We start from the raw sequence: 22817 nt of genomic DNA on the forward strand, positions 1-22817 counted from the left end.
AGCAGGGCTTCCAGCAGCTGTTGCCGGCCCTCGCCGGCCTTCCCTTCCACCAGTTGCCGCCGGGCCTGGCGCGCCAGCGCCCGCACCCGGGCCGCGTCGGGCTGCAGGACCACGCGCAGCTCGGAGTCGTCGAGCAGGACGGACAGCCAGGTGGTCTCCAGGTCGAGGACCACCAGACGCCCCTCGTCGGCACCCAGGTCCCGCTGGAGCTCGGCCACGGTGGGGGTCAGCGCCCCTTGCTCGGAGCCCGGGACCTGCTCCAGGAGCTGGCGCCCCCGGTAGCTCTGGATGGCGGCGAGCAGGGCGCCGCCCTGCCCCCCCTGCGCCCGCTGCAGCCGGGCCCGCACCCGGATGCGGCCCAGGTAGGCGGGCTTGGCGTAGCCCTGGAAGAAGTACAGGCGCTGTTCCGGCTCCAGCGACTCCCGGACCCGCTCCGACCAGGCGACCACCTCCTCGTAGCCCGCCAGGGCCTGCTCATATTCGCCCGCCAGCTCCGCTTCCCGGGCCTTCGCCAGCCTGAAGCGGTGGCGGGCGCGGATCAGGCCGTCGGCGGCGGCCCGGCGCTCCCCTGCCTCCTGGTAATGGACGTTCAGGCGCGCCAGGCGCTTTTTCGCCCGCTCGTAGCTCGTCCGCCGGTCCTCGGCCCGCCCCAGGTGCAGGGCCGCCTTCCACTGGGCCAGGGCCGCGCGGAACAGGGGCCAGTGCGGAACCGGCTGCTTCTCTCTCTTGGACCAGGACCTGGCTGGGCTAAATTTGGTCCAGCCCGTGCGACCACCCTCGTATTCTTCGTCCAGGAGTTCGTCAACTCCGTAAAGGAAACCACTGGTCCCCAGACTCCTAACGTGATCACCCTGAAACAATGAACCGGGGAGAGGATTTTGGAAGTCAAGCTTGTCTTTTACGCTCAGGACAGCCTCCCGGGCTTCCGCGATTTGGGTGCCAATCCGGCTGTAAAGTTCAGCATCGCCGGCTTTTGCTGTCGCGCGCTGTAATGGGGGCAGCATTTTCAAGGCCGGGACCCAGCAGCATTTGTAGGGCAGGCGGAACTGCCGATCCTGTTGCACCGTCTTCAGGACGAAGCGGGCATCCCGCAGGACCATTTGGCGGGAGCGCCCCTGAGCCGACCCATAGGCGTAGCGCAGCGCCAGTAGATAGGCGGTCCAGGCACGGTCGTCAGGGCTCAGCCCCCCTTCTGGCGAAGCCGGGACGCGGTAGCGTGCATGAATCCGGTCCAGGGCGGCGAGTGCCCGGGGACCGTTGCCCACCCGGGCCGCCTCCGCGGCGAGGCGGAGCTGGTAGTCTCGCCAATACCCGAGAGAACCGGAGCGCATGGCATCCTGGGCCCCATCCTCCAGGACCTTGAACAGGCGCCCGGTCTGCCCAATGCCACCAAAGTAGGCGGACGCCGCGACATACAACGGCTGCGGTGGGAAGACCCTTGAGAGGGACTGATCCTCCTGGGCACGCCAGCGTTCCCTACTAGCCTGATAATGCGCCCACACCTTGTCCGCCAGGCGCGGATGTTCGGGAGGGAGCGAGGAATCCCGGATCAGGAGCTGGAGCTCGAAGGCGTCCTCCGCCACCTCACCCCCAGCCGCGCCAGAATAAAGCTCTGCCCTTTGGCGCACCTCTTTTTTGTCCCGCTTTTTCTCCCATTTTCCCCACTGTCCGTCCCCGGCGGCGCATCCGCTCAATAGGACGGCCAGAAGCGCACCCCCTCCGAACATCCATTTGCCCAACATGAAACTGCTCCTTTATGCCGGAAATGGGCACCGGCCCTTCTTTAACCTTAGGGAGCCTGAACCCCCCGCCCTATAACACCCCATTTACTGTCACCTTCAAATCCTTCTTATTATTTTTGTAGTCAAACGTAACACCATAAAAATCGGTTTTTCTTGGGTCGGAAGGATCAGTACTCCAATTATATCCACCATGAATATAACTATAACCACTTTCTTTCAATTTTTTGTTATGCATTTCCTCTGCAATTCGCAACCGTTCTTTCATCTTATTCTGCCATTTATTATTACCTTCACTACCTCTTATCGATTCCTTAATAGTATTAATCCCTTTTTTCGCCTGTTCTATATGATCTTTTCTTGTTTTCCACTTCCAGCCTCTAGATTCTGGCATGACCGAACTCTCCAGCTTTCTATATAAATCACGAGCTAGACCCCGGGCCGCTTGTGGGCTACCGGTATTTATGGTGAAGGACAAACGCACCCTTTTTTGGAAGCCTCCAGCCCTCACTCCCCTTATCAACATATCCGATCCCACTCCCATACCGGTTCCTTTAAAAATCCCATCTATATTAGCCTGGTGGTAATCTGCGCGCCTATATGATTCCACTGCTTTAATAACATGATCCCGGCTTGTTCCTGGCCTCGCCTTCCATTTCTCCTCTATCTGAGCCAAGTGCTGCCTTTTTTCCTCTGCTGGCAAAGGATCTCCCCGAAGGGTTTCAAAATCCTTCTCGCTAGCTTTTACCACCTCATAGACGGCCTCCGTTACCGGGTCCAACCCCGGAGACGCCGGGAACTGGTAAGGCTTTCCCCCGGAAAGGTGTGCACCCGGAGAGGCACACCCGGAAAAAACCATTACCCCGGATACCACCAAACAACCAGCCAAATTTCGCATTTCCCGCTCCCGCACCTTGATTTTCGTGGTTTTTCGATAAGAACCGAATCACCTATCCACCTGGACGGTTGCCGTCCCAGGCTGTCTTGTATGGGGACAATAGCGGGGGGGGACATTCGGCTTCATCACCCAAATGGGGTACGCGCCGGAAATTGATAAGAGTTTTGGAGACTGAGTCCAGACGGGAGCAGGCGTACATAACAACCGAGGGAAGAAGCCCATCCATGCTGGAATGGGGCATCAAAAGTACATGCTCCACGAACTATCTAGTTTTGGTAGGGGGACGCGGGCACCTAGAATTAACTAATTTAGCCTTGCTATCTAACTGATCGAGTGGATAACGGCTAGCTGTGCATTATCAGGGGATCGGGTTTGTCAGGAAGGAATACGAAAAGTAAGGATTTATGTGGGTCCCACGGGAGGCAGATTACCTGGCACAGGATCCGGGGATGCCATGAGCCCCGTCCGACCTTTCTCTAAGGTTCGATCTTGGTGCTCAAACGTTCCAGGAAGCGGCCCAGCCATTCGGAATGCCCGGGCCAGACGGGCGAGGTAACCAGGTTGCCGTCCACCACAGCCTTTTCGGGGGTAATGTCCACCCACTCCCCGCGGGCGGTCTGTATGTCCGGACCGATGTCGGGATATGCGGTCAGCTTCCGTCCCTGCAGAATCCCGGCGGTTACCAGAATCTGGATACCATGGCATATGGCGGCCACGGGGTTGTCGGCCTCGAAGAAATGGCGGGTAAGATCCAACACCTCGCCATTGAGGCGCAGGTATTCAGTGGCCCGACCACCGGAGACCACCAAGGCATCGTGGTCCTCCCCTCGCACCTCTTTGAAGGCGCGTTCAAGGCGAAATTGTGACCGGACTTCTCGCTGTGGGTCTGGCCGCCTTCGAAATCGTGCACTGCGACGCAAACGGCCTCACCGAATTTCTTTCCCGGGCAGACGGCATGGATCGTATGGCCGACCATGCTCAAGGCCTGGAAGGGCACCATGATCTCGTAGTTCTCACCGTAGTCACCCCCAGCTGCAGGTTCCGCTTGGCCACCATGATCACCCTCCTGGCTTGCCAAAAGGTCTTCCTTCCCTGCTAGCCAGAGGGGAAGGGGATGGCCAATTGAATGTTCCACCCACCCGGAGCGGAAAGAAAAGGCCCCGGCCTTGGGGCCGGGGCCTTAAAAACGAACAGAGCCGAAGAGAATTATCCCTTCTTTGCGTCCAGCTTCTCCTTGACGATCTGGTTCACCTGCTGGGGGTTGGCCTTGCCGCCGGTCTTCTTCATCACCTGGCCGACGAAGAAGCCGAGCACCTTGTCCTTGCCGTCGAGGTACTGCTGGACCTGGCCCTCGTTCTCGCCGATCACCTCGTCCACCACCCCTTCGATGGCGGAGGTGTCGGTGATCTGCTTGAGACCCTCGCGCTCGATGATGGTGTCGGGATCGGCGCCTTCCGCGTACATGGGCTCGAAGACCTGCTTGGCGATCTTGCCGGAGATGGTCTCGTCCTCGATGCGCTGGATCAGCAGCCCCAGGTTCTCGGCGGAAATGGGGGACTCGGTGATCTCCGTGCCGTCCTTGTTCAGCGCGCCGAGCAGCTCAACCATGGTCCAGTTGGCGGCCAGCTTGGCATCCGCCCCGGTGGCCACCACCCGCTCGTAGTAGCTGGCGAGCTCGCGGCTGGTGGTGAGCACCGAGGCATCGTAGTCCTTCAAGCCGAACTCGCTCATGAAGCGCTCGCGCTTGGCGTCGGGCAGCTCGGGCAGGGCCTCGCGCGCCTCGCTCACCAGGGTCTCCGGAACGTCGAGGGGCAGCAGATCCGGACACGGGAAGTACCGGTAGTCGTTGGCCTCTTCCTTGGTCCGCATGGAGCGGGTCTCGCCCTTGTCGGCGTCCCACAGCCGCGTCTCCTGGACGATATGGCCGCCGTCCTCAAGGACCTCCTGCTGGCGGCCCATCTCGTAGAGGATGGCGCGCTCCACGTTGCGGAAGGAGTTGAGGTTCTTCAGCTCGGCGCGGGTGCCGAACTCCTCGGCACCCTTGGGCCGGATGGAGACATTGGCGTCGCAGCGGAAGGAGCCTTCCTGCATGTTGCCGTCGCAGATCTCCAGATAGCGCACGATGGAGTGCAGCTTCTTGAGGTAAGCCACGGCCTCCTGCGGCGAGCGCATGTCCGGTTCAGAAACGATCTCGATGAGCGGGGTGCCGGTGCGGTTGAGGTCGATGGCGGTGACGCCCTCGCCGAAGCCCTCGTGCAGGGACTTTCCCGCGTCCTCCTCCATGTGGATGCGGGTAATGCCCACCATCTTGGGCTCGCCGTCCTCGGGCTCGGTGCGCAGCCGGCCATGCTCGATGATGGGCAGCTCGTACTGCGAGGTCTGGTAGCCCTTGGGAAGGTCCGGGTAGAAGTAGTTCTTTCGCGCGAACACGGACCGCGGCCGCACCTCGGCCTCCACCGCCAGACCCATCATCACCGCCATGCGCACCGCCTCGCGGTTGAGCACGGGCAGGGTGCCCGGCATCCCGAGGCAGACGGGACAGGTCTGGGTGTTGGCCTCCGCCCCGTATTGGGTCGAGCAGCCGCAGAACAGCTTGGACTTGGTTGAAAGCTGCGCGTGGACCTCGAGTCCGATGACCGGTTCGAATTCCATGTTTGGTGCCTGCTCCGATTTCGGGGCCAGTGTTCTGTCCCGGAGATGCTGGGTTAAAGGAGCCGGGTTGGCCGAGGGGCGGGCAAGGCCTCCAGGCTCCAAGGGGTCCCTGGCCTTCGGCCATCCCTTCAGTCGCCCTCCGGCCTAGCCCGCCCCTCGGCTTAGTGCCCTATCACCCGGTTTTCCGCAACAGGACGCTAGAAGCCCTCGGGGATCCGGGTGTGCCAGTCGGTGGCCTGCTGGTACTGGTGCGCGGCGTTCAGCAGCAGGTCCTCCCGGAAGAAGTTCGCCATCATGTGCATGCCCACCGGCAGCCCGCCCTCAGAGAATCCGCACGGGAAAGAGATCCCGGGCACCCCGGCCAGGTTGGCGGCGGTGGTGTAGAGGTCCGAGAGGTACATGGCGATGGGATCGGTGGCCTTCTCGCCGATGCCGAAGGCGGCCGTGGGGCTGGTGGGCCCGGCGATCAGGTCCACCTCCTCGAAGGCCTTGGCGAAATCGTCTCGGATGCGCGTGCGCACCTTCTGGGCCTTGAGGTAGTAGGCGTCGTAGTAGCCCGCCGAGAGCACGAAGGTGCCCACCATGATGCGCCGCTGCACCTCGGCGCCGAAGCCCTCGGCGCGGGTGGACTGGTACATGTCGATGAGGTTCTCCGGCTCCGCGGTGCGGTGGGTGTAGCGCACCCCGTCGAACCGCGCCAGGTTGGAGCTGGCCTCCGCGGCGGAGATCACCTGGTAGGTGGGGATGGAGTACGGATAGTGCGGCAGGTGGATCTCGCGGACCTCGGCGCCGAGCGCCCGATACTGGTCCAGCGCCGCCTTCACCGCACGCTCCACGTCCGGGGCCAAGCCCTCGGTGAAGAACTCCGCCGGTACGCCGATGACCTTTCCCGAAAAATCGGCTTCCAGACCACCCACGTAGTCGTTCACGGGCCGGTCCACGCTGGTGGAATCGCGCTCGTCGAAGCCCGCCATGGCGGTGAGCATGTGCGCGCAGTCCTCGGCGGTGAGCGCCATGGGACCGGGCTGGTCGAGGCTGGAGGCGAAGGCCACCAGGCCGTAGCGGGAGCAGCGGCCATAGGTGGGCTTCAGGCCGGTGATGCCGCACAGCCCCGCCGGCTGGCGGATGGAGCCGCCGGTATCGGTACCGGTGGCACCGGCGCACAGCCGCGCCGCCACGGAGGCCCCGGAGCCGCCGGAAGAACCGCCGGGCACCGCATCCGTGCTCCACGGGTTGCGCACGGGACCGAAATAGCTGGTCTCGTTGGACGAGCCCATGGCGAGCTCGTCCAGGTTGGTCTTGCCCAGCACCACGGCGCCGGCCTCGCCGAGGCGCTCCACCACCGTGGCGTCGAAGGGCGACTGGTAGCTCTCCAGCATCCGCGACGCGCAGGTGGTGCGGCCCTCGACGGTGGCCAGCAGGTCCTTGTGGGCGATAGGCACCCCTTCCAGGGGTCGCGCCTCGCCGGCGGCAATGCGCCGGTCGGCGGCATCGGCGGCGGCCAGGGCGGCATCCCGGAAGGACTGCGTAAAGCTGTTCAGGCGCGGGTCCAGCTCCTCGATGCGATCGAGATAGGCCTGGGTGACCTCGCGGGAGGAGAATTCCTTGTTCCGCAGGCCCTGCCGGATCCGGCTCAGGGTCAGTTCGCGAACCACGACAACCCCTTCAAGTAATTGTTCTGCGTGCGGCCGCGCCCGAAACGGCGCGGCATACGGCGGGAGGCGGCGCAGCTATTCCACCGAGCGCGGGACCCGGTAGTAGCCTTCCACCACGTCGGGAGCGCTCTTCTGCAGCTCGCCCCGATCCCAGTCACTGGTGACCTCGTCGCCGCGCAGCGGCTGGGAGAGGTCCAGCGGGTGGGCGAGCGGGGTCACATCCGCGGTGTCCACCTGCTCGATCTGGTCGATCAGGTCCAGGACACGGGAGAGGTCCTCGGCCACGTCCGCGGCCTGCTCAGGGTCTAGGCGGAGCCGGGCGAGGTGGGCGACTTGTTCGGCGGTATCCCGATCCAGGGCCATCCGTGCGTCTCCTGCATTGAAAGCAGCGAAGCTACCATACCCCCTACCAGCCCTCAAGTTAGGGGCGCGGGCTCCGCAAAAAGTTTCATTCCCGCGCTCAAGTCCCGCCCTCCCGCCACGATAAGTGCTTCAGAGCCTTCGGCAAATTGCGCGCATCCGAGCGGAAAATCCGGCGCCATGCCTCGAAGGGGTGTCGTAAGGGTGGTAGCATGAGCGCCACTTCGGTGCCGGGAAATCCAAATTGCCGATGTCCCCGGGCGCTGCTAACCTACGTCGCCACGTTAGTCAGTATTTACTTATGCTACCGACCGGTTACCCGCTCCGAGGAACCGAACGGAGGATGGAACGCGGATGATTGTCGATCGCCTCATGGGGGCCTTCTCCAGTGACCTCGCCGTGGATTTGGGCACGGCCAACACTCTGATCTTTGTCCGTGGTAAAGGAATCGCGCTTTCCGAACCTTCCGTGGTGGCCATCCGCGAAGGCGAGCGTGGCATGAAGCGGATTCAGGCCGTGGGCAACGAGGCCAAGGAAATGCTCGGCCGCACCCCGGGCAACATCACGGCCATCCGGCCCATGCGGGACGGAGTCATCGCCGACTTCCAGGTCACAGAGGCGATGCTCAAGCACTTCATCCGCAAGGCCCACAACAACCGCATCATGCGGCCCAGTCCCCGCATCATCGTTTCCGTTCCCTATGGTTCCACGCCCGTGGAGCGACGCGCCATCCGGGAATCCGCCGAGAGCGCCGGCGCCCGCCAGGTCTTCCTCATCGAGGAGCCCATGGCGGCGGCGATCGGCGCCGGTCTGCCCATCGGAGAAGCGCGGGGCTCCATGGTGGTGGACATCGGCGGTGGCACCACCGAAGTAGCCATCATCTCCCTCGGCGGCATCGTCTATTCGCAGAGCGTGCGCATGGGCGGCGACAAGATGGATGACGCCATCGTCGGCTACATCCGACGCAAGTACAACGTCATCATCGGCGAGAGCACCGCGGAGCGGATCAAGATCGAGATCGGCAGCGCGGCCCGGGTGGCGGAGTCGGACAACCGTGAGATGAGCATCAAGGGACGCGACCTAGCCCGGGGCATACCCACCACCTTGAACCTGACCACCAACGAGATCCTCGAGGCCCTCGAAGAACCGCTCAACAGCATCGTCGAGGGCGTGAAGGTGGCCCTTGAGCAGGCGCCTCCCGAGCTAGCCGGCGACATCGCCGAGCGTGGCCTGGTGCTCACCGGCGGCGGCGCCCTGATTCACGCCATGGACAAGCGGCTCATGGACGAGTCGGACCTGCCCGTGGTCGTGGCGGAGAACCCGCTGAACTGCGTGGCGCTCGGCGGCGGCAGAGCCCTGGAAGAGATCGACACGTTCCGGGACGTCTTCGCCCGCGAATAGCAGGATGCTGAAAAACACCGTCCGGAGGGCTGCCCGAGCGTACTCCGGTGCCCGCACCGCAGCCAGCCGTCGCGTGGGTTTTCAACAGCCTGATCAGGTCTCCGGTCCGTCCGGGACGCGCCAGTCCGGTCTCGGCTTTGCCTGGCCCGGTAACACAGGTCGCAGATGGGATTTCATACCGCAACCCGTCAATCCAAACCTGGAGTGGCCGCCATCATCCTGGCGGCCCTATCGATCCTCCTCATGGGCGCCGACAGCCGGTTCGCCTGGACCGAGAACATCCGCAGCGCCCTGCTTTCGACCATATATCCCGTCCAGCGGGTGGTGAGCGCACCCATCCTGCTCTCCCAGGCTTTCTCCGAGGAGGTGCGGAGCCACTTCCGGGTACACCATCAGAATGAGCGCCTGCAGGACCGGCTGCGCCACCTCCGGGTGGAGAACCAGGAGCTGGAGGCCCTTCGCCGCGAGAACGACCGCCTTCGGCAGCTCCTCAACGAGGCGCAGCGCCTGGAGCGCTCCGTGAGTGCGGTGCAGATCGTCGCCGAGAGCCCCGACCCCTTCCACCATACCCTGACCATCAGCCGGGGGGAGCTGAACGGGGTCTACTCGGGACAGCCGGTCATCAGCGCCGAGGGTGTGGTGGGCCAGATCAGCGCGCTGGCACCCATTACCGCCCAGGTCATCCTGTTGACGGATCCCAACAGCGGCATCCCGGTTCTCGTCCGGGATTCCCGGGTGCGGGGCATCCTGGCGGGCACGGGCAGCAAGGACCGCCTGGAGCTGCGCTACGTCCCCACCAGCGCACAGGTGGAGGCCGGTGACGAGCTGGTCACCTCGGGCCTGGGGGGCGTATTCCCCAAGGGGCTGCAGGCGGCGCGTGTGGTGGAGGTGGTGCGCGATCCCCATTCGCCGTTCGCGGAGATAACCGCCCGTCCGGCGGTCCCCGTGTCCCGGCTGGAGGATGTGCTGCTGCTCGAGGAGGGCAAACCGGGGCCCGAGAAACAGGAAGAGGAACAGGTACAGGCGAAGGCACAGGAAAGGGCGGCGCCTTGAACCTAGGCGGACATTTGGTCGTAGCCACTAGTATCGCCGTGGCGCTGGGCCTGGGCGGACTCCCGCTCGCCCAGCCCATCACGTACCTCTGGCCGGACTGGGTGCTGCTCACCATCAGCTACTGGGGGCTGGCCGCCCCCCACCGTTACGGCCTGGGGATGGCCTTCATTGCAGGCCTGTTCCAGGACGTATCCACCGCCACCCTGCTGGGCCTGCACGCCCTGATCTACGTCTTCTCCCTGTACCTGATCATCGAGAACCACCTCCGGATCCGGCTGCTGCACCTCTGGGGGCAGACCCTGGTGGTCTTTTTTCTCGCCCTGTTCAGCGTACTGCTCCAGCTCTGGGTGGAGGGCACCACCCGGGATCTGGGGGCCAACCTGTGGTCGCTGGTCTCCGCGGTGACCACCGGCCTGTTCTGGTCCCCGGTGTTCCTCTTCCTGCGCAGCCTCCGGCAGCGCTTCTCCATCGCCTGACCGCCCATGCGCCGCTCTTCCTCTCCCTTCGGTCGCCGCGGATCAGGCGGTTCCCAGCTTTCTTCGCGCATGGGCCAGTTCGCCCACTTCGAGCGCCGCACTCGCTTGGTGGGCCTGGGACTGCTCGGCCTCGGCCTCATCCTCATGGGCCGACTGTTCTACCTCCAGATCGAGCAGTTCTTCCACTACCGGACCCTGGCCGACGAGAACCGCATCACCGTGCGCCCGGTTCCCCCGCCGCGCGGGCTCATCTACGACCGCCGCGGACGCCTGCTGGTGGAGAACGAGCCCGCCTTTGCCCTGGAACTGTACCCCGAGCACGTGGACGACACCTCCAAGGTGCTCGACCGTCTGGTGGAGGTGCTGCCCTCGGCTGCGGTCCAGCGGGACCGCATGGCGCAGCGCCTGAAGGAGAGCCCACCCTATCTGCCCGCCATCCTGATCGAGGGGCTGAATACGGAGCAGGTGGCCAAGTTCGCCTCGCACCAGCACCGATTCCCGAGCATCCGCATCCGCGCCCGCTCCCAGCGCAATTACCTGAGGGGCCCCCTCACCGCCCATGTCCTTGGCTACCTGGCGCAGCCCGACAAGAGCGACTTCCGCAAGTTCGACGCCGACCTGTATCCCCCGGGTACCCGGGTGGGAAAGATGGGGCTGGAGCGCGAATACGAAGAGATCCTGCACGGCGCCCCGGGATTCCGCGAGGTGGAGACGGACGCCTTCGGCCGGGTGGTCCGGGAGATTTCCACGGAGCGCCCCGAGCCCGGCAAAAACCTGATCCTCACCCTGGACGAGGACCTGCAGAAGGCGACCCATGAGGCCCTGGCCCCCCACCCCGAGGCCTCGGCGGTGGCCCTGAATCCGGAGACTGGGGGCATCCTGGCCATGGCCAGCCGCCCCACCTTCAATCCTAACGAGTTCATTGGCGGGCTCAGCGACAACACGTGGCAACAGCTCCGACAGGATCCCAACGAGCCCCTGGTGAACCGCGTCACGCAGGGCCTTTACCCCCCCGCGTCCACCATCAAGCCGGTGCTGGCCATGGCGGGACTGGTCGACGGCGCCATCAAGACCTCCACGGAGTTCTCCTGCAACGGGACATTCAATGTAGGCCAGGACGAGCACACCTTCCACTGTTGGAAGAGCTGGGGACACGGCCCAATGACCGTGGACCAGGCGGTGGTGGAATCCTGCGACGTGTACTTCTACAAGCTCGCCCACCGCATGGGCATCGAGCCCATCCACAAGGCGCTCAAGGCCTTCGGCCTGGGCAACCGGACCGGCATCGACCTCCCCAGCGAGCGCAAGGGCCTCAATCCGGGCCCGGTCTGGAAGCGACGCATGCAGGGGGAGATCTGGTACCCCGGTGAGACGGTGATGACCGCCATCGGGCAGGGCTACATGGAGGCCACGCCGCTTCAGCTCGGCGTAATGGCGGCGGCCGTGGCCAATGGCGGCTTTCGGGTCGAGCCGCACCTGGTGCACGGCGTCCAGGACCCGGTCTCCGGCAAGGTGGACTACCGGGAGCACGATCGGGCCGCCATCGGGCTGGTGAAAGAGGAGTCCCTGGCGGTGATCCGCGACGCCATGCGGCGGGTGGTAGGCTCCGTTCACGGCACCGCCCATTCCATCGCCGGCGGCTGGATCCCGGTGGCCGGAAAGACCGGAACCGCCCAGGTGGTCCGGATCGACCGCGACAAGGAGGAGCAGCTCGACCCGAAGGAGAAGGAGCGCCGGCTCCGGGACCACGCGCTGTTCGTGGCCTTCGCCCCCGTGGAGGATCCGCAGATCGCCGTGGCCGTGGTGGTGGAGCACGGCATCAGCGGCGGCAAGACGGCGGGCAAGGTGGCACGCAAGATGATCGACAGCTACTTCGGCAAGGGATCCTGATGGCCTTCCTCAGTCCGGACAGCATCTGGCGCCGCTTCGACTGGCCCTATTTCCTGCCCATCCTGGGGCTGGCCACCGTCAGCCTGATCGTCCTCTACAGCGCCGGCGAGCAGGATCCGGGGCTGGTGATCGGCCAGGCGCTGCGGTTCGGCGTCGCCTTCCTGGTCTTCTTCCTGGTGGCCGCCATTCCGCCGCGTCTGCTTTCCCTGCTGGCCCCCTATTTCTACGTGGGCGTCCTCCTCCTGCTGGTGCTGGTGCCCTTCGTCGGCACCACGGGTATGGGCGCGCAGCGGTGGATCGTGGTGGGGCCGCTCACTCTGCAGCCCTCGGAGCTGGCCAAGCTCGTCCTGCCCATGACCCTGGCGGCCTTCCTGAGCCACCAGGACTACCCGCCCAGCCCCGGGGTTCTGATCAGCAGCCTGGTGCTCATCGCCCTCCCCACGGGCCTGATCATGATCCAGCCCGATCTGGGCACCTCCGTGCTCATCGCCGCCTCGGGCCTGGTAATCCTCTTCCTGGCGGGCACGCCATGGTGGTTCTTCGCCAGCCTGGGGACCCTCGCGCTGGCGGCCATGGTTCCCGCCTGGCACATGCTCCACGATTACCAGCGCCAGCGGCTCCTGGGCTTCCTCAACCCCGAAGCCGACCCCTACGGGGCGGGCTACCACATAACCCAGAGCAAGATTGCCATCGGCTCCGGCGGGCTCACGGGCAAGGGATGGCTGAACGGCACTCAGGCGCAGCTGGACTTTCTCCCCGAGCGGCATACCGATTTCATCTTCGCCGTACTGTCCGAGGAATTCGGACTGATCGGCGGACTGGTCCTCCTGACCCTGTATCTGGTCCTCACGCTGCGGGGACTGGTGATCGCCTTCCGCAGCCGGGAGATGTACAACCGGCTGGTGGCGGCCGGCATTTCCACCATGTTTTTCTTCTACGTCGTCATCAACATCGGCATGACCAGCGGCCTGCTCCCGGTGGTGGGGGTGCCCCTGCCGCTGGTGAGCTACGGGGGCTCCTCCCTGGTGGCCCTGCTGGCGGGCCTTGGACTGGTGATGGGCATCAGCATGCGGCGCGGACGATGATGACCGTGCACGGGCGTGGTACCATTCCGGCCGACACGAGGAATGTCGCCACTTGTCCACGACCCGGATACGGACCGCTCGCGCCCCGAACATGGCCGCATTTTCTACGACGCCTGTCCCTGCTGACTCGCGCACCTGCGACCGTCACGGCCTGGGTACCCCCCTCCTGGGAGCGGTTCTCGCCTTTCTGGTCACCGGGTGCGCCACCCATTCCGGAGGAAAAGGTCCGGACATGGACGCCGGCGTCCCCGCCGACCGAAGCGGCAGCCACAAGACGACGCCCTACAAGGTGGGCGGCACTTGGTACCACCCGCTCAAGACCGCCCGGGGATACAACGAGGTGGGCCTGGCGTCCTGGTACGGCAGCAAATTCCACGGACGCCCTACCGCCAACGGCGAGGTCTTCAACATGCACCTCCCCACGGCGGCTCACCGCAGGCTTCCGCTGCCCACTATCGCCCGGGTCACCAATCTGGAGAACGGCCGCTCCACACAGGTCCGGATCAACGACCGCGGTCCCTTCGTGGATACGCACGAGCGGATCATCGACCTCTCCTACGGCGCGGCCCAGCGTCTGGGCATGGACGAAAAGGGCCTGGCGCGTGTCCGGATCGAGGCCCTGCGGGGCCCCGACGTTTCCGGACAGGCGAAACGCCAGGACCGGCCTTCAGCGAAGCCCGGCGCCCGGGACCTCTACCTGCAGGTGGGAGCCTTCCGGAAGGAGCAGAACGCCTCCCAGCTCAAGCAGCGCCTGCGCGACCTGGACCTGGACCGGGTGGTCATCACCACGGGGCACAGCGAGGGCAGCCGGATCTTCCGGGTCCGCATGGGGCCCTTGTCCGGGGTGGCCCGCGCCGACCAGCTGGCCCAGGAGCTCCGGAGCGCGGGATTTCCCACCGGACAGCTGGTTCATGAATAGGCGGCGCCTCGCCTCCTCCACTCGTCGGATACCTGCACCAGGACGGGACGCAACGTGCGCATGAAGAATCCTCCATTCCTCCTCCTCCGGCCCATGATCCTGCTTCTTGCCCTCCTCCTGGCGGCGCCGGTCTCCGGCGCCCCGGTTCCCAGCCCTCCGGAGGTGGATGGCCATTCCGCCTTCCTGATGGATTACCATTCCGGCCGGGTGCTGGCCGACCAGGAGGGGGACAAGCCCTGGCCGCCGGCGAGCCTCGCCAAGCTCATGACCCTCTACACCGCCTTCACGGCGCTGGAGGAAGGCAGCGTCGCCCTCGACGACACGGTCCGGGTCAGCGAAAAGGCCTGGCGCACCAAGGGCTCCCGCATGTTCCTCGAGGTAGGCGACGAGGTGCCGCTGAAGCGGATCCTCAAGGGGATCATCGTGGAGAGCGGCAACGATGCGTGCGTGGCCCTCGCGGAGCATGTAGCCGGCTCGGAGGAAGCATTCGTCCAGCTCATGAATATGCATGGCCGGGAGCTGGGCATGGAGAACACCCAGTTCGCCAACGCCACCGGTCTGCCGGCGGAGGGGATGAAGACCACGGCCCGCGACATGGCCCACCTGGCCGCGGCCCTGATCCGGGAATTCTCCGGACACTACGACCTGTTCTCCATCCGCAAGATGACCTACAACGAGATCACCCAGTACAACCGCAACCGCCTCATGTGGTGGGACGACTCGGTGGACGGCATGAAGACCGGGCACACCGAGGACGCCGGCTACGCGCTGGTGGCCTCCGCCAAGCGGGAGGGCATGCGGCTGATATCGGTGGTGATGGGCACCGGCAGCGAGCGGGCGCGGGCGGAGGAATCCCAGACCCTGCTGAATTACGGCTTCCGGTTCTACCGCACCTATAAGCTGTACAATGCCGGCGAGTCCTTGCACGAAGTCCGGGTCTGGAAGGGCGCCGCGGATCACGTGGGGGTCAGCCTGCCGAAGGACCTCTACCTCACCCTGCCGCGCGGGCAGCGGGACCGTCTGGAGGTCACCCTGAACTTCGGCGGCCCCCTAATGGCGCCGGTGCCCGAGGGCACGGAGGTGGGGCAGCTAGTGGCCAAGCTGGAGGACCGCACCGTAACCACGCGCCCCCTGACCACCCTGCAGGAGATCCCGGAGGGAGGATTCTTCGGGCGGCTCATCGACTCCTTCCGGGTCTGGCTCACGGAGTAAGCGCTTTGCCCGATTCCACGTCCATCGCCTATGTCAATGGGGCGTTCCTGCCCCTCGGGGAGGCCCGGGTCTCCATTCTGGACCGCGGCTTCCAGTTCGCCGACGGGGTCTACGAAGTGATCCCGGTGTACGGTGGCAGGCCGTTCCGGCTGGACGCCCATCTGCGCCGCCTCGAGCGATCCCTGAACGAAATCCGCATGTCCCCCCCCATGGACCGGGAAGCCCTGGGGGAACGGATACGGGAGCTCATCACCCGCAACGGCGGCAGCGACTGCCAGCAGGTCTACCTCCAGGTGACCCGCGGGGAGGCGCCGCGGAACCATCCCTTTCCGCGGGAGGTCCATCCTACCGTGGTGATGACTTGCTCCCCGGTGCCCCCCGTTCCCGCGGAGTGGGTGCAGGACGGGGTCTCGGTCATCACCGCCGAGGACATCCGTTGGGCGCGCTGCGACATCAAATCCATCGCCCTGCTGCCCAACGTCATGATGCGCCAGAAGGCGGCCGACGCGGGCGCCTACGAGGCCCTCTGGGTCCACGAGGGGGCGGTGCAGGAGGGAGCGGCCTCCAACGTTTTCGCCGTGTACGGCGGCCAGGCGGTCACCCCGCCCGATGGCCCCCGGGTCCTCCCCGGCATCACCCGCGACGTGGTCCTGGAGCTCGCCGAGGAGCGGGGCCTTCCCGTGAGCACTGGATCCATCGCCGCCTCCGACCTGGCCCGCGCGGAGGAGATCTGGCTCACTTCCAGTACCAAGGAAGTGCTGCCGGTAACCCGCCTGGACGGCGAGCCCGTGGGCGACGGCCGCCCCGGTCCCCTGTTCCGGTCCGTGCTCGACGCCTATCGAGCCCGGATCGGGGAGCTGCGCGCCCGCGCCGAGGAGGAACAGCCATGAGCGACCAATGCCCCCTGGGGGATGCCAGGGTAGAATATCCCATTCCCTATACGGTCAAGGCCTTCGGACCGAACCAGAACGGATTCCCGGAGCGCGTACGAATGCTGGTGGAGCAGCACACGCCCCTAAACGAGCACGCGCTGCACACCCGCGAGAGCCGCAATGGCCGGTACATCAGCGTTTCCTGCGCCTTCGAGGCCGAGAGCCGGGAGCAGCTGGATGCCATCTATGCCGATCTCCAGTCCGATCCCGACGTCCTCGCCGCCCTCTGAGACCGAAGGCAGCCCCCGGGTCCACGAGCTCGGTCTGCGGGACTACTCGTCCGTCTGGGCGGCCATGCAGGCCTTCACCGCCGAGCGGGATGCGGCGACGCCCGACGAGCTGTGGCTCGTCGAGCATCCCCCGGTGTTCACCCAGGGACGCAACGGGAAGCCGGAGCACCTGCTCCACGTCACCGGCATTCCGGTGGTGGAAACCGACCGCGGCGGCCAGGTCACCTACCACGGGCCGGGGCAGTGCGTGGCCTATCCCCTTCTGGACCTTCGCCGCCGCGGCTGGGGAATCCGCACTTACGTGGCGGCCCTGGAGCAGGCGGTGATCGATTTCCTCGCCGGGTTCGGGCTGGCGGGCACACGCCGGGAAGGCGCCCCGGGCATCTACCTGGACCGGCCCGGTCAGCCCAAGATCGCCTCCATCGGGCTCCGGGTGCGGGGCGGCTGCACCTATCACGGCGTGAGCCTGAACCTGACCAATGACCTCGGCCCCTTCGCTATGATCAATCCGTGCGGCTACGCCGGAATGGCCGTCACCCGGCTGGCCGATCATGTACCCGATCTGGACGCCGACGCCGCCCGGCAGGCCTTCACGGCGGCGTTGCAGCACACTTTCCGTCTTTCCCAGGAGCCCCTTCATGGCTGATACCCGCCGGGATCCCGCAGCCGCCCGCGAAGAGGAGGAGGTCCGCCAGCCTCATCCCGGCAAGGGCGAATACAAGATGCGCAAGGCGCGCTTCGATCGGGACCAGCCGGACCTGGGGCGCAAGCCCGGATGGCTCCGGGTGCGCTCCCCTTCCGACCCGCGCGTGCACGAGATCAAGCAGATCCTCCGCAGCCACGAGCTGCATACGGTCTGCGAGGAGGCCTCCTGCCCGAACCTCGGTGAATGCTTCGGGGGCGGAACCGCCACCTTCATGATCCTGGGCGAGGTCTGTACCCGGCGCTGCTCCTTCTGCGACGTGGCCACCGGCCGCCCGGCGCCGCCGGACCCGCTGGAGCCGGCCCACCTGGCCTCCGCGGTGGCGGACATGGGACTGGAGTTCGCCGTGATCACCTCGGTGGATCGCGACGATCTGACCGACGGCGGCGCCGGCCAGTTCGCCGAGGTCATCCGCCTGCTGCGGGAGCAGTGCCCGGATACCGGCGTCGAGATCCTCACCCCCGACTTCCGGGGCTGCGAGGAGGAGGCTCTCACCCGCCTGGCCGACCACCCGCCCAACGTCTTCAACCACAACGTGGAAACGGTCCCGGAGCTGTATTATACGGTGCGGCCCAGCGCCGACTATCAGCGCTCCCTGCGCCTGCTTCGCCGCTTCCGCGACGTGGTTCCCGACGTACCCACCAAATCCGGGCTCATGCTGGGCCTCGGCGAGGAGCTCGACCAGGTGCGCCGCGTCATGGCCGATCTGCGCGCCCACGGCGTGGATATCCTCACCCTGGGGCAGTACCTGGCGCCGAGCGGCCACCACCATCCGGTGCGGGCCTACATCCATCCCGATACTTTCGCCCAGTTGAAGGAAGAAGCCCTGGGCCTGGGCTTTCTCAGCGTCAACGCCGGACCCCTGGTCCGATCCTCCTACCACGCCGGGGATTATATTCCCCCGCGCCCCTCGCCGATTCCAGATTGACAGGCAGCGGTCGCCGGCTGATAGGCTAAAGTTTTTATCTATTTAACCGCCCAACGGGGGCCAGCCCGCCCGCGGGCCGAATCGCGCGAAGGAAAGGTTCATGAAAAACCCTAAGTCCGTGCCTGCTCATCGAACTAGCCTCCGGGCGGTGCTGATTGTGCTGTTGACCGGCGCCCTGTTCGTGGGCTCCGCCGCCGCCCAGACGGGGCAATCCGGTGGCGGCGCCGGCGGGTCCGGCATGAACGAAGAGCTGAAAAAGGAAATCCGTCAGGCCCAGCAGCGGGTCCAGGAGCTGCGCCAACGGATCGGCAAGATCCAGCAGCAGGCCCTCCAGAACAATCCCGAGCTGCAGGAGCAGCGGCAGGACCTCAAGGGCCTGCTCAAGGAGAAGATGCAGGCCAAGGGCACCACCCCGGACAAGGATCTCGATCGGATGAAGGAGATCCGTAAGAAGCTGAGCGGCAACAAGGATATGCCCCAGGGTGAGCGCCAGCAGCTCATGCAGGAGTTCCAGAAGAAGGCGCAGGGCTTCCAGAAGGCGCAGAAAGCCGCCATGAAGGACCCCGAGGTCCAGGAAGCGCGCAAGGAATTCCGCGATAACCTCATGACGGCCATGAAGGAAGAAGAGCCCAAGGTGGATCAGCTGCTCCAGGACCTGCAGCAGGCACGCAAGGAATTCCAGCAGATCCTTTCCGACCGCTTCTCCGGACAAGGCACAGGCATGGGCTCCGGACAGGGCATGGGCTCCGGCCCGGCCAAGCAGGGAGAATAGTCCCGCTTCACGGGTCGCGACCCGGTAACGACCGCCCCCGGGCCTTCCCGGGGGCGGTTCTTTGTGCAATCCTCGGGCAGGCCGAACAGCCCGGGAGGCGGAATGCCCCCTCCCGATCCCTTCCCCCCTCTGCGAGCTCCGATGAAGAGGTCTCCGCACCGGTTTCTTTTGGCTCTCCTCTCCTTGTCGGTCCTTCCCGGACAGGCCCTGGCCCAGGAGGCTTCCCGGGAGTCCGTCACCATGGAAGCGGATCGTATTTTTTTGCGTGGGGACCAAGTGGATGCCTGCGGCGACGTCCAGGCGCGCCGGGCCGGTGCCCGCATGGCCGCCGAGCGGATCACCTATCAACAGGACAGCGGCTGGATCGAGCTGGCCGGCGGCATCCGCCTCGAGGAGGACGGGTACGTGGCCACCGCGCCCTCGGCCCGCCTCAACCAGGAAACCGAGCTCGGAGAGATCGAGTCGCCCCGGCTGCACCTGCTCGACAGCGACGCCTGGATTCTGGGGGAGCATCTGGAGCGCTACGCCCCCGATCGATTCCGGCTGGACAGCGCCCTGTACACGGCCTGCTCCCCGGATAGTCCCCCATGGGCCCTGCAGTCCGGCACCATCTACGTGAACCAGGAAACCAGCTTCGCCCATCACTGGAACAGCCGCTTCGAGGTTTGGGGCCTGCCGGTCTTCTATACACCCTATTTCGGCCACTACACGGACGACGAGCGCCATACCGGCTTCCTGTTCCCCGCCATCGAGCTCTCCGGGGAGCGCGGAACCGACATCACCGTCCCCTTCTACTGGAATATCGCCCCGCAGCTGGACGCCACCATCGGCGCCCGCAACATGACCGCCCACGGCTTCATGCCCCAGCTCGAGATCCGGCACCTCGGCCCGCGGGTGGAGACGCGGTTCTACGGGGAGTACCTCGCCGATGACGAGGAGACCGGGAACGACCGCTATTACTTCACGGCCGAGCAGGCGGGGCTCCTGCCCGGCCGGATCAACTACCTGCTGGATGCGGAGCGGGTCAGCGACCCCGAGTACATCTCCCTGTTCGGGAAAAACCTGGAGCGCGGCTCCAGCCGCTATCTGACCTCGGTGCTATCCCTATCCCGCAGCTGGGGGGGCTATCGCGCCAACGCCGATTTCACCTATCTGCAGAACCTCCAGGACTTCAACGCTGCGGATACCCTGCAGGAGCTGCCCCGCCTGACCTTCGAGGGGGACCAGCCGCTTTTCCCCCGAAGCCCCGGCTACCTGGAGCTGGACGGGGAATACGTCCATTTCTATCGACAGGAAGGCGAGAAGTACCACCGGACCTTCGTGGACCCCACGCTCAGCTACCAGATGGAATCGCGGTTCGGCAGCCTGGAGCCGAGGGCGGGGGTCCACTTCACGGGCTATCGGCGGGTGCCCGACTCGGAATCCGCGGAGACCCGCAATCTGACCCGCACCCTCCCCCATTTCAGCCTCAAGGCGGACAGCCAGGTCTACCGCATCTGGCAGCAGGAGGGCTGGGCGCTGCGGCACGCCATCGAGCCGGAGCTGTTCTACCTCTATATCCCCTACGAGAACCAGGACGACCTCCCGGTCCTGGACACGAAGGATACGGCGCTGCGGTTCGGCGACCTGTTCGAGATGAACCGCTTCTCGGGCATCGACCGCATCAACGACGCCAACCGGCTCACCACCGCGCTGACCAACAGCCTGGACGCGAAATGGGACCAGGAGCGCTGGGAGGCGGCCGTGCTGCGGCTCGGACAGATCCACTACTTCGGGGACCGCCGGGTCACGATCAGTCCCGACGTGGAGCCGGAGACCCGGAGCTATTCCAACTACTTCGCCGAGATCGGGATCCAGCCCATCCCGGAAATCTCCCTGGATGGAGCACTGGAGTACAATCCCGAGCGTCCGGCCTTCGCCCTGAACCAATTGGACTATTTCCAGTCTCAATTGACAGCGAGGCACCCGGCCGGTCATCGGTTCAGCGCTCGCTATCTGCTCCGCACCTCCTTCGAGGACGGCGCCTCGGTTCCTTCGACGGAGGAATACCGGGCCTCCGCCCGGGTGAATCTCGGGCCCGCCTGGGACGCCTTCGGTAGATACCGGTATTCCGTGCGCTTCCAAGAACCATTGGTACAGGAATTGGGGGTGGACTATCATGCAGGGTGCTGGGGGATACGGCTTGCCTACCAGGACCGTCTCCTGCGCCGCGGCGGCCCGAGCAACTATGACACCACCATCTACATGACTTTCCGGTTGCGGACCCTTGGGGCCTTCGAGTTCGGCACCGACCCGGATGATTTCTAGCGATCGCCTCGCGGAGCACGAGGATTCCGCCGCGGGTTCGGGACCATGCCGCGCCGGCTGGCCGGAGCGATGCCCCTTTCACACCCGAGCCGATGGCCGAAAGCGCCGATTCGCCGAAAGCCCGCTGCAATACGTCCAGGAGCGAAACCCGTTGTTAGCCAATTCAGCCCCCCCCCATTTCGGACTCCCCCGGCGTACCAGATTCTTGCTCCTGATCCTCCTCCTGGGAACGGTGTCCGCCCTTCCCCTGCCGGCCTCCGCCGCCCAGCTGGTGGACCGGATCGTGGCGGTGGTCAACGACGACGTGATTACCGCCACGGAGCTGGACCAAGCCCTGCAGCAGTCCATTCAGCGGCTCCGCCAGCGCATGGGCCGCGAGAATCTGCCGTCGCGCGACGTGCTGCGGCGCCAGCTACTGGACCGCATGATCATCGACCGCATCCAGCTGCAGCGCGCCCGGGAGCGGGGCTTCCAGGTCTCTCCCCAGGAAGTGGATGACGCCATTTCCCGGATCGCCGGCCAGAACAACCTGTCCCCGTCCCGCTTCCGCCAGGCACTGCGCCAGCGCGGCGTGGATTACGGGGAATACCGGGAGCGCATCAAGGAGCAGATCCTGCGCAGCCGGCTGCGGGACCAAGCGGTACGCTCCAAGGTGCATGTCACCAAGGAGGAGGTGCGCAGCTACCTGGCCAGACAGGGCAAGGGCGGCGAGGGAAGCTACGAGTACAAGCTCCAGCACATCCTGGTGACGGTGCCCGAAGAGGCCTCCCCGCAGAAGACCGACCGGCTGCAGAACAAAACCGAAAAGCTGTTGGAGCGGATCAACGCTGGCGAGCAGTTCGGCAAGGTGGCCGCCGCCGAGTCGGACGGACAGAACGCCCTGGAAGGCGGGGAGCTGGGCTGGTTCAAGCCCGGCGAGCTGCCCGCGCCGGTGCTGGCCGAGCTGGAGGCGGTTGATCCCGGTCACCTCTCCCGGGTGGTCCGCACTCCGAGCGGCTTCCACATCTTCAAGGTCACCGACCGCCGTCCCATGAAATCCGCCCAGGAAACCCAGGTAAAGGCGCGCCATATCCTGCTGCGCACCGACTCCGGGCGCAGCGAATCCGAGGCGCGAAGCCTGGCCAACGAGCTGCTTCGGCAGGTCCGCAGTGGCGCCGCATCGTTCCCGGAGCTGGCCAGCCAGTTCTCGGACGGCCCCTCGGCCAAGCAGGGCGGCTCCCTCGGCTGGATCAGCCACGGCGAGATGGTGCAGCCCTTCGAGGAGCTCGTGTTCTCCCTGGACCCGGGCAGCTACGGCGGCCCCGTCCAGACCCAGTTCGGCATCCATATCGTCCAGGTGGTCGAGGAGCGCCAGAAGGCCATCGACCCCGAGGACAGCAAGAAATCGGCCCGCAACGCCCTGCGCACCCGCAAGACCCGTGAGCGCACGGACCAATGGCTCCGCCAGCTCCGGGCCCAGGCCTACGTAGACATCCGGCTGGATGAACAACAGGCCAAAACGGCCAACTAAACAGAAACGGAGAAGAAGGCTCGCCGCCAGGAAAGCCAAGCACGCAAAGGGAAACGGCAAAAGCATTATCGAGTGTGGGGAATGCGGCCTATGAT

The 22817-nt window shown here is 65.5% G+C and carries 19 protein-coding genes and 1 pseudogene; 14 read left to right on the top strand and 6 right to left on the bottom strand.

Annotated elements, in window-relative coordinates:
* From ACERLL_RS14900 to gatC, 6 genes and pseudogenes are all read right to left on the bottom strand, one after another.
* On the bottom strand, positions 1-1583 hold a 1583-nt coding region (locus tag ACERLL_RS14900; RefSeq protein ID WP_373656896.1), incomplete at its 3' end, for a hypothetical protein.
* Between the two features lie 229 nt (positions 1584-1812).
* Complete coding sequence (locus tag ACERLL_RS14905) at positions 1813-2637, bottom strand: hypothetical protein (protein WP_373656897.1); 825 nt, start codon at positions 2635-2637, stop codon at positions 1813-1815.
* Positions 2638-3113: 476 nt separating this feature from the next.
* Positions 3114-3693, bottom strand: a pseudogene (locus tag ACERLL_RS14910) (DJ-1/PfpI family protein).
* Between the two features lie 150 nt (positions 3694-3843).
* Positions 3844-5289, bottom strand: coding sequence for an Asp-tRNA(Asn)/Glu-tRNA(Gln) amidotransferase subunit GatB (gene gatB, locus ACERLL_RS14915; RefSeq protein WP_373656898.1), 1446 nt, complete (start codon positions 5287-5289; stop codon positions 3844-3846).
* A gap of 197 nt (positions 5290-5486) precedes the next feature.
* The gene (gene gatA, locus ACERLL_RS14920; RefSeq protein ID WP_373656899.1) at positions 5487-6944 is read right to left on the bottom strand and encodes an Asp-tRNA(Asn)/Glu-tRNA(Gln) amidotransferase subunit GatA; all 1458 of its coding nucleotides are present in this window, start codon (positions 6942-6944) and stop codon (positions 5487-5489) included.
* Between the two features lie 75 nt (positions 6945-7019).
* Positions 7020-7307: an Asp-tRNA(Asn)/Glu-tRNA(Gln) amidotransferase subunit GatC gene (gene gatC, locus ACERLL_RS14925; RefSeq protein WP_373656900.1), complete on the bottom strand. Its 288-nt coding sequence runs from the start codon at positions 7305-7307 to the stop codon at positions 7020-7022.
* Positions 7308-7658: 351 nt separating this feature from the next.
* Between gatC and ACERLL_RS14930 the strand changes: the two genes are divergently transcribed.
* The 14 genes from ACERLL_RS14930 (at position 7659) to ACERLL_RS14995 (ending at position 22722) form a co-directional block, all read left to right on the top strand.
* Positions 7659-8705 (top strand): rod shape-determining protein, encoded by a 1047-nt coding sequence (locus ACERLL_RS14930; protein ID WP_373656901.1) that lies wholly within the window; start codon positions 7659-7661, stop codon positions 8703-8705.
* 204 nt (positions 8706-8909) lie between these two features.
* The gene (gene mreC / locus ACERLL_RS14935) at positions 8910-9758 is read left to right on the top strand and encodes a rod shape-determining protein MreC (RefSeq protein ID WP_373656902.1); all 849 of its coding nucleotides are present in this window, start codon (positions 8910-8912) and stop codon (positions 9756-9758) included.
* Entirely contained in the window at positions 9755-10234 is a 480-nt protein-coding gene (mreD, locus tag ACERLL_RS14940; protein ID WP_373656903.1) for a rod shape-determining protein MreD, read from the top strand. Before mreC ends, mreD begins: the two co-directional genes overlap by 4 nt.
* Positions 10235-10303: 69 nt before the next feature.
* Complete coding sequence (gene mrdA / locus ACERLL_RS14945; protein ID WP_373656904.1) at positions 10304-12124, top strand: penicillin-binding protein 2; 1821 nt, start codon at positions 10304-10306, stop codon at positions 12122-12124.
* Positions 12124-13209 carry a rod shape-determining protein RodA gene (gene rodA / locus ACERLL_RS14950; protein ID WP_373656905.1) on the top strand — a complete coding sequence of 362 codons (1086 nt, stop codon included), beginning with the start codon at positions 12124-12126 and terminating at the stop codon, positions 13207-13209. Before mrdA ends, rodA begins: the two co-directional genes overlap by 1 nt.
* 232 nt (positions 13210-13441) lie before the next feature.
* Positions 13442-14128 (top strand): septal ring lytic transglycosylase RlpA family protein, encoded by a 687-nt coding sequence (locus tag ACERLL_RS14955; protein ID WP_373656906.1) that lies wholly within the window; start codon positions 13442-13444, stop codon positions 14126-14128.
* A gap of 60 nt (positions 14129-14188) precedes the next feature.
* Positions 14189-15340: a D-alanyl-D-alanine carboxypeptidase family protein gene (locus tag ACERLL_RS14960; protein WP_373656907.1), complete on the top strand. Its 1152-nt coding sequence runs from the start codon at positions 14189-14191 to the stop codon at positions 15338-15340.
* 5 nt (positions 15341-15345) lie between these two features.
* Complete coding sequence (locus tag ACERLL_RS14965; RefSeq protein ID WP_373656908.1) at positions 15346-16230, top strand: D-amino acid aminotransferase; 885 nt, start codon at positions 15346-15348, stop codon at positions 16228-16230.
* Complete coding sequence (locus ACERLL_RS14970) at positions 16227-16502, top strand: YbeD family protein (protein WP_373656909.1); 276 nt, start codon at positions 16227-16229, stop codon at positions 16500-16502. Before ACERLL_RS14965 ends, ACERLL_RS14970 begins: the two co-directional genes overlap by 4 nt.
* A complete protein-coding gene (gene lipB, locus ACERLL_RS14975; RefSeq protein ID WP_373656910.1) occupies positions 16459-17148 on the top strand; it encodes a lipoyl(octanoyl) transferase LipB in 690 nt (229 codons plus the stop codon). The genes ACERLL_RS14970 and lipB overlap by 44 nt, the downstream gene beginning before the upstream one ends.
* Before the next feature lie 76 nt (positions 17149-17224).
* Positions 17225-18133, top strand: a complete 909-nt coding sequence (gene lipA / locus ACERLL_RS14980; protein WP_373657041.1) for a lipoyl synthase — start codon at positions 17225-17227, stop codon at positions 18131-18133.
* A 100-nt stretch (positions 18134-18233) separates the two neighbouring features.
* The gene (locus tag ACERLL_RS14985) at positions 18234-18905 is read left to right on the top strand and encodes a hypothetical protein (RefSeq protein ID WP_373656911.1); all 672 of its coding nucleotides are present in this window, start codon (positions 18234-18236) and stop codon (positions 18903-18905) included.
* Between the two features lie 240 nt (positions 18906-19145).
* Positions 19146-21212, top strand: a complete 2067-nt coding sequence (locus ACERLL_RS14990) for an LPS-assembly protein LptD (RefSeq protein ID WP_373656912.1) — start codon at positions 19146-19148, stop codon at positions 21210-21212.
* A 205-nt stretch (positions 21213-21417) separates the two neighbouring features.
* Entirely contained in the window at positions 21418-22722 is a 1305-nt protein-coding gene (locus ACERLL_RS14995; protein ID WP_373656913.1) for a peptidylprolyl isomerase, read from the top strand.
* Positions 22723-22817 lie beyond the last annotated feature (95 nt).

The organism is Thiohalorhabdus sp. Cl-TMA (assembly GCF_041821045.1).
In the GTDB taxonomy this organism is placed as follows: Bacteria; Pseudomonadota; Gammaproteobacteria; order Thiohalorhabdales; family Thiohalorhabdaceae; genus Thiohalorhabdus; species Thiohalorhabdus methylotropha.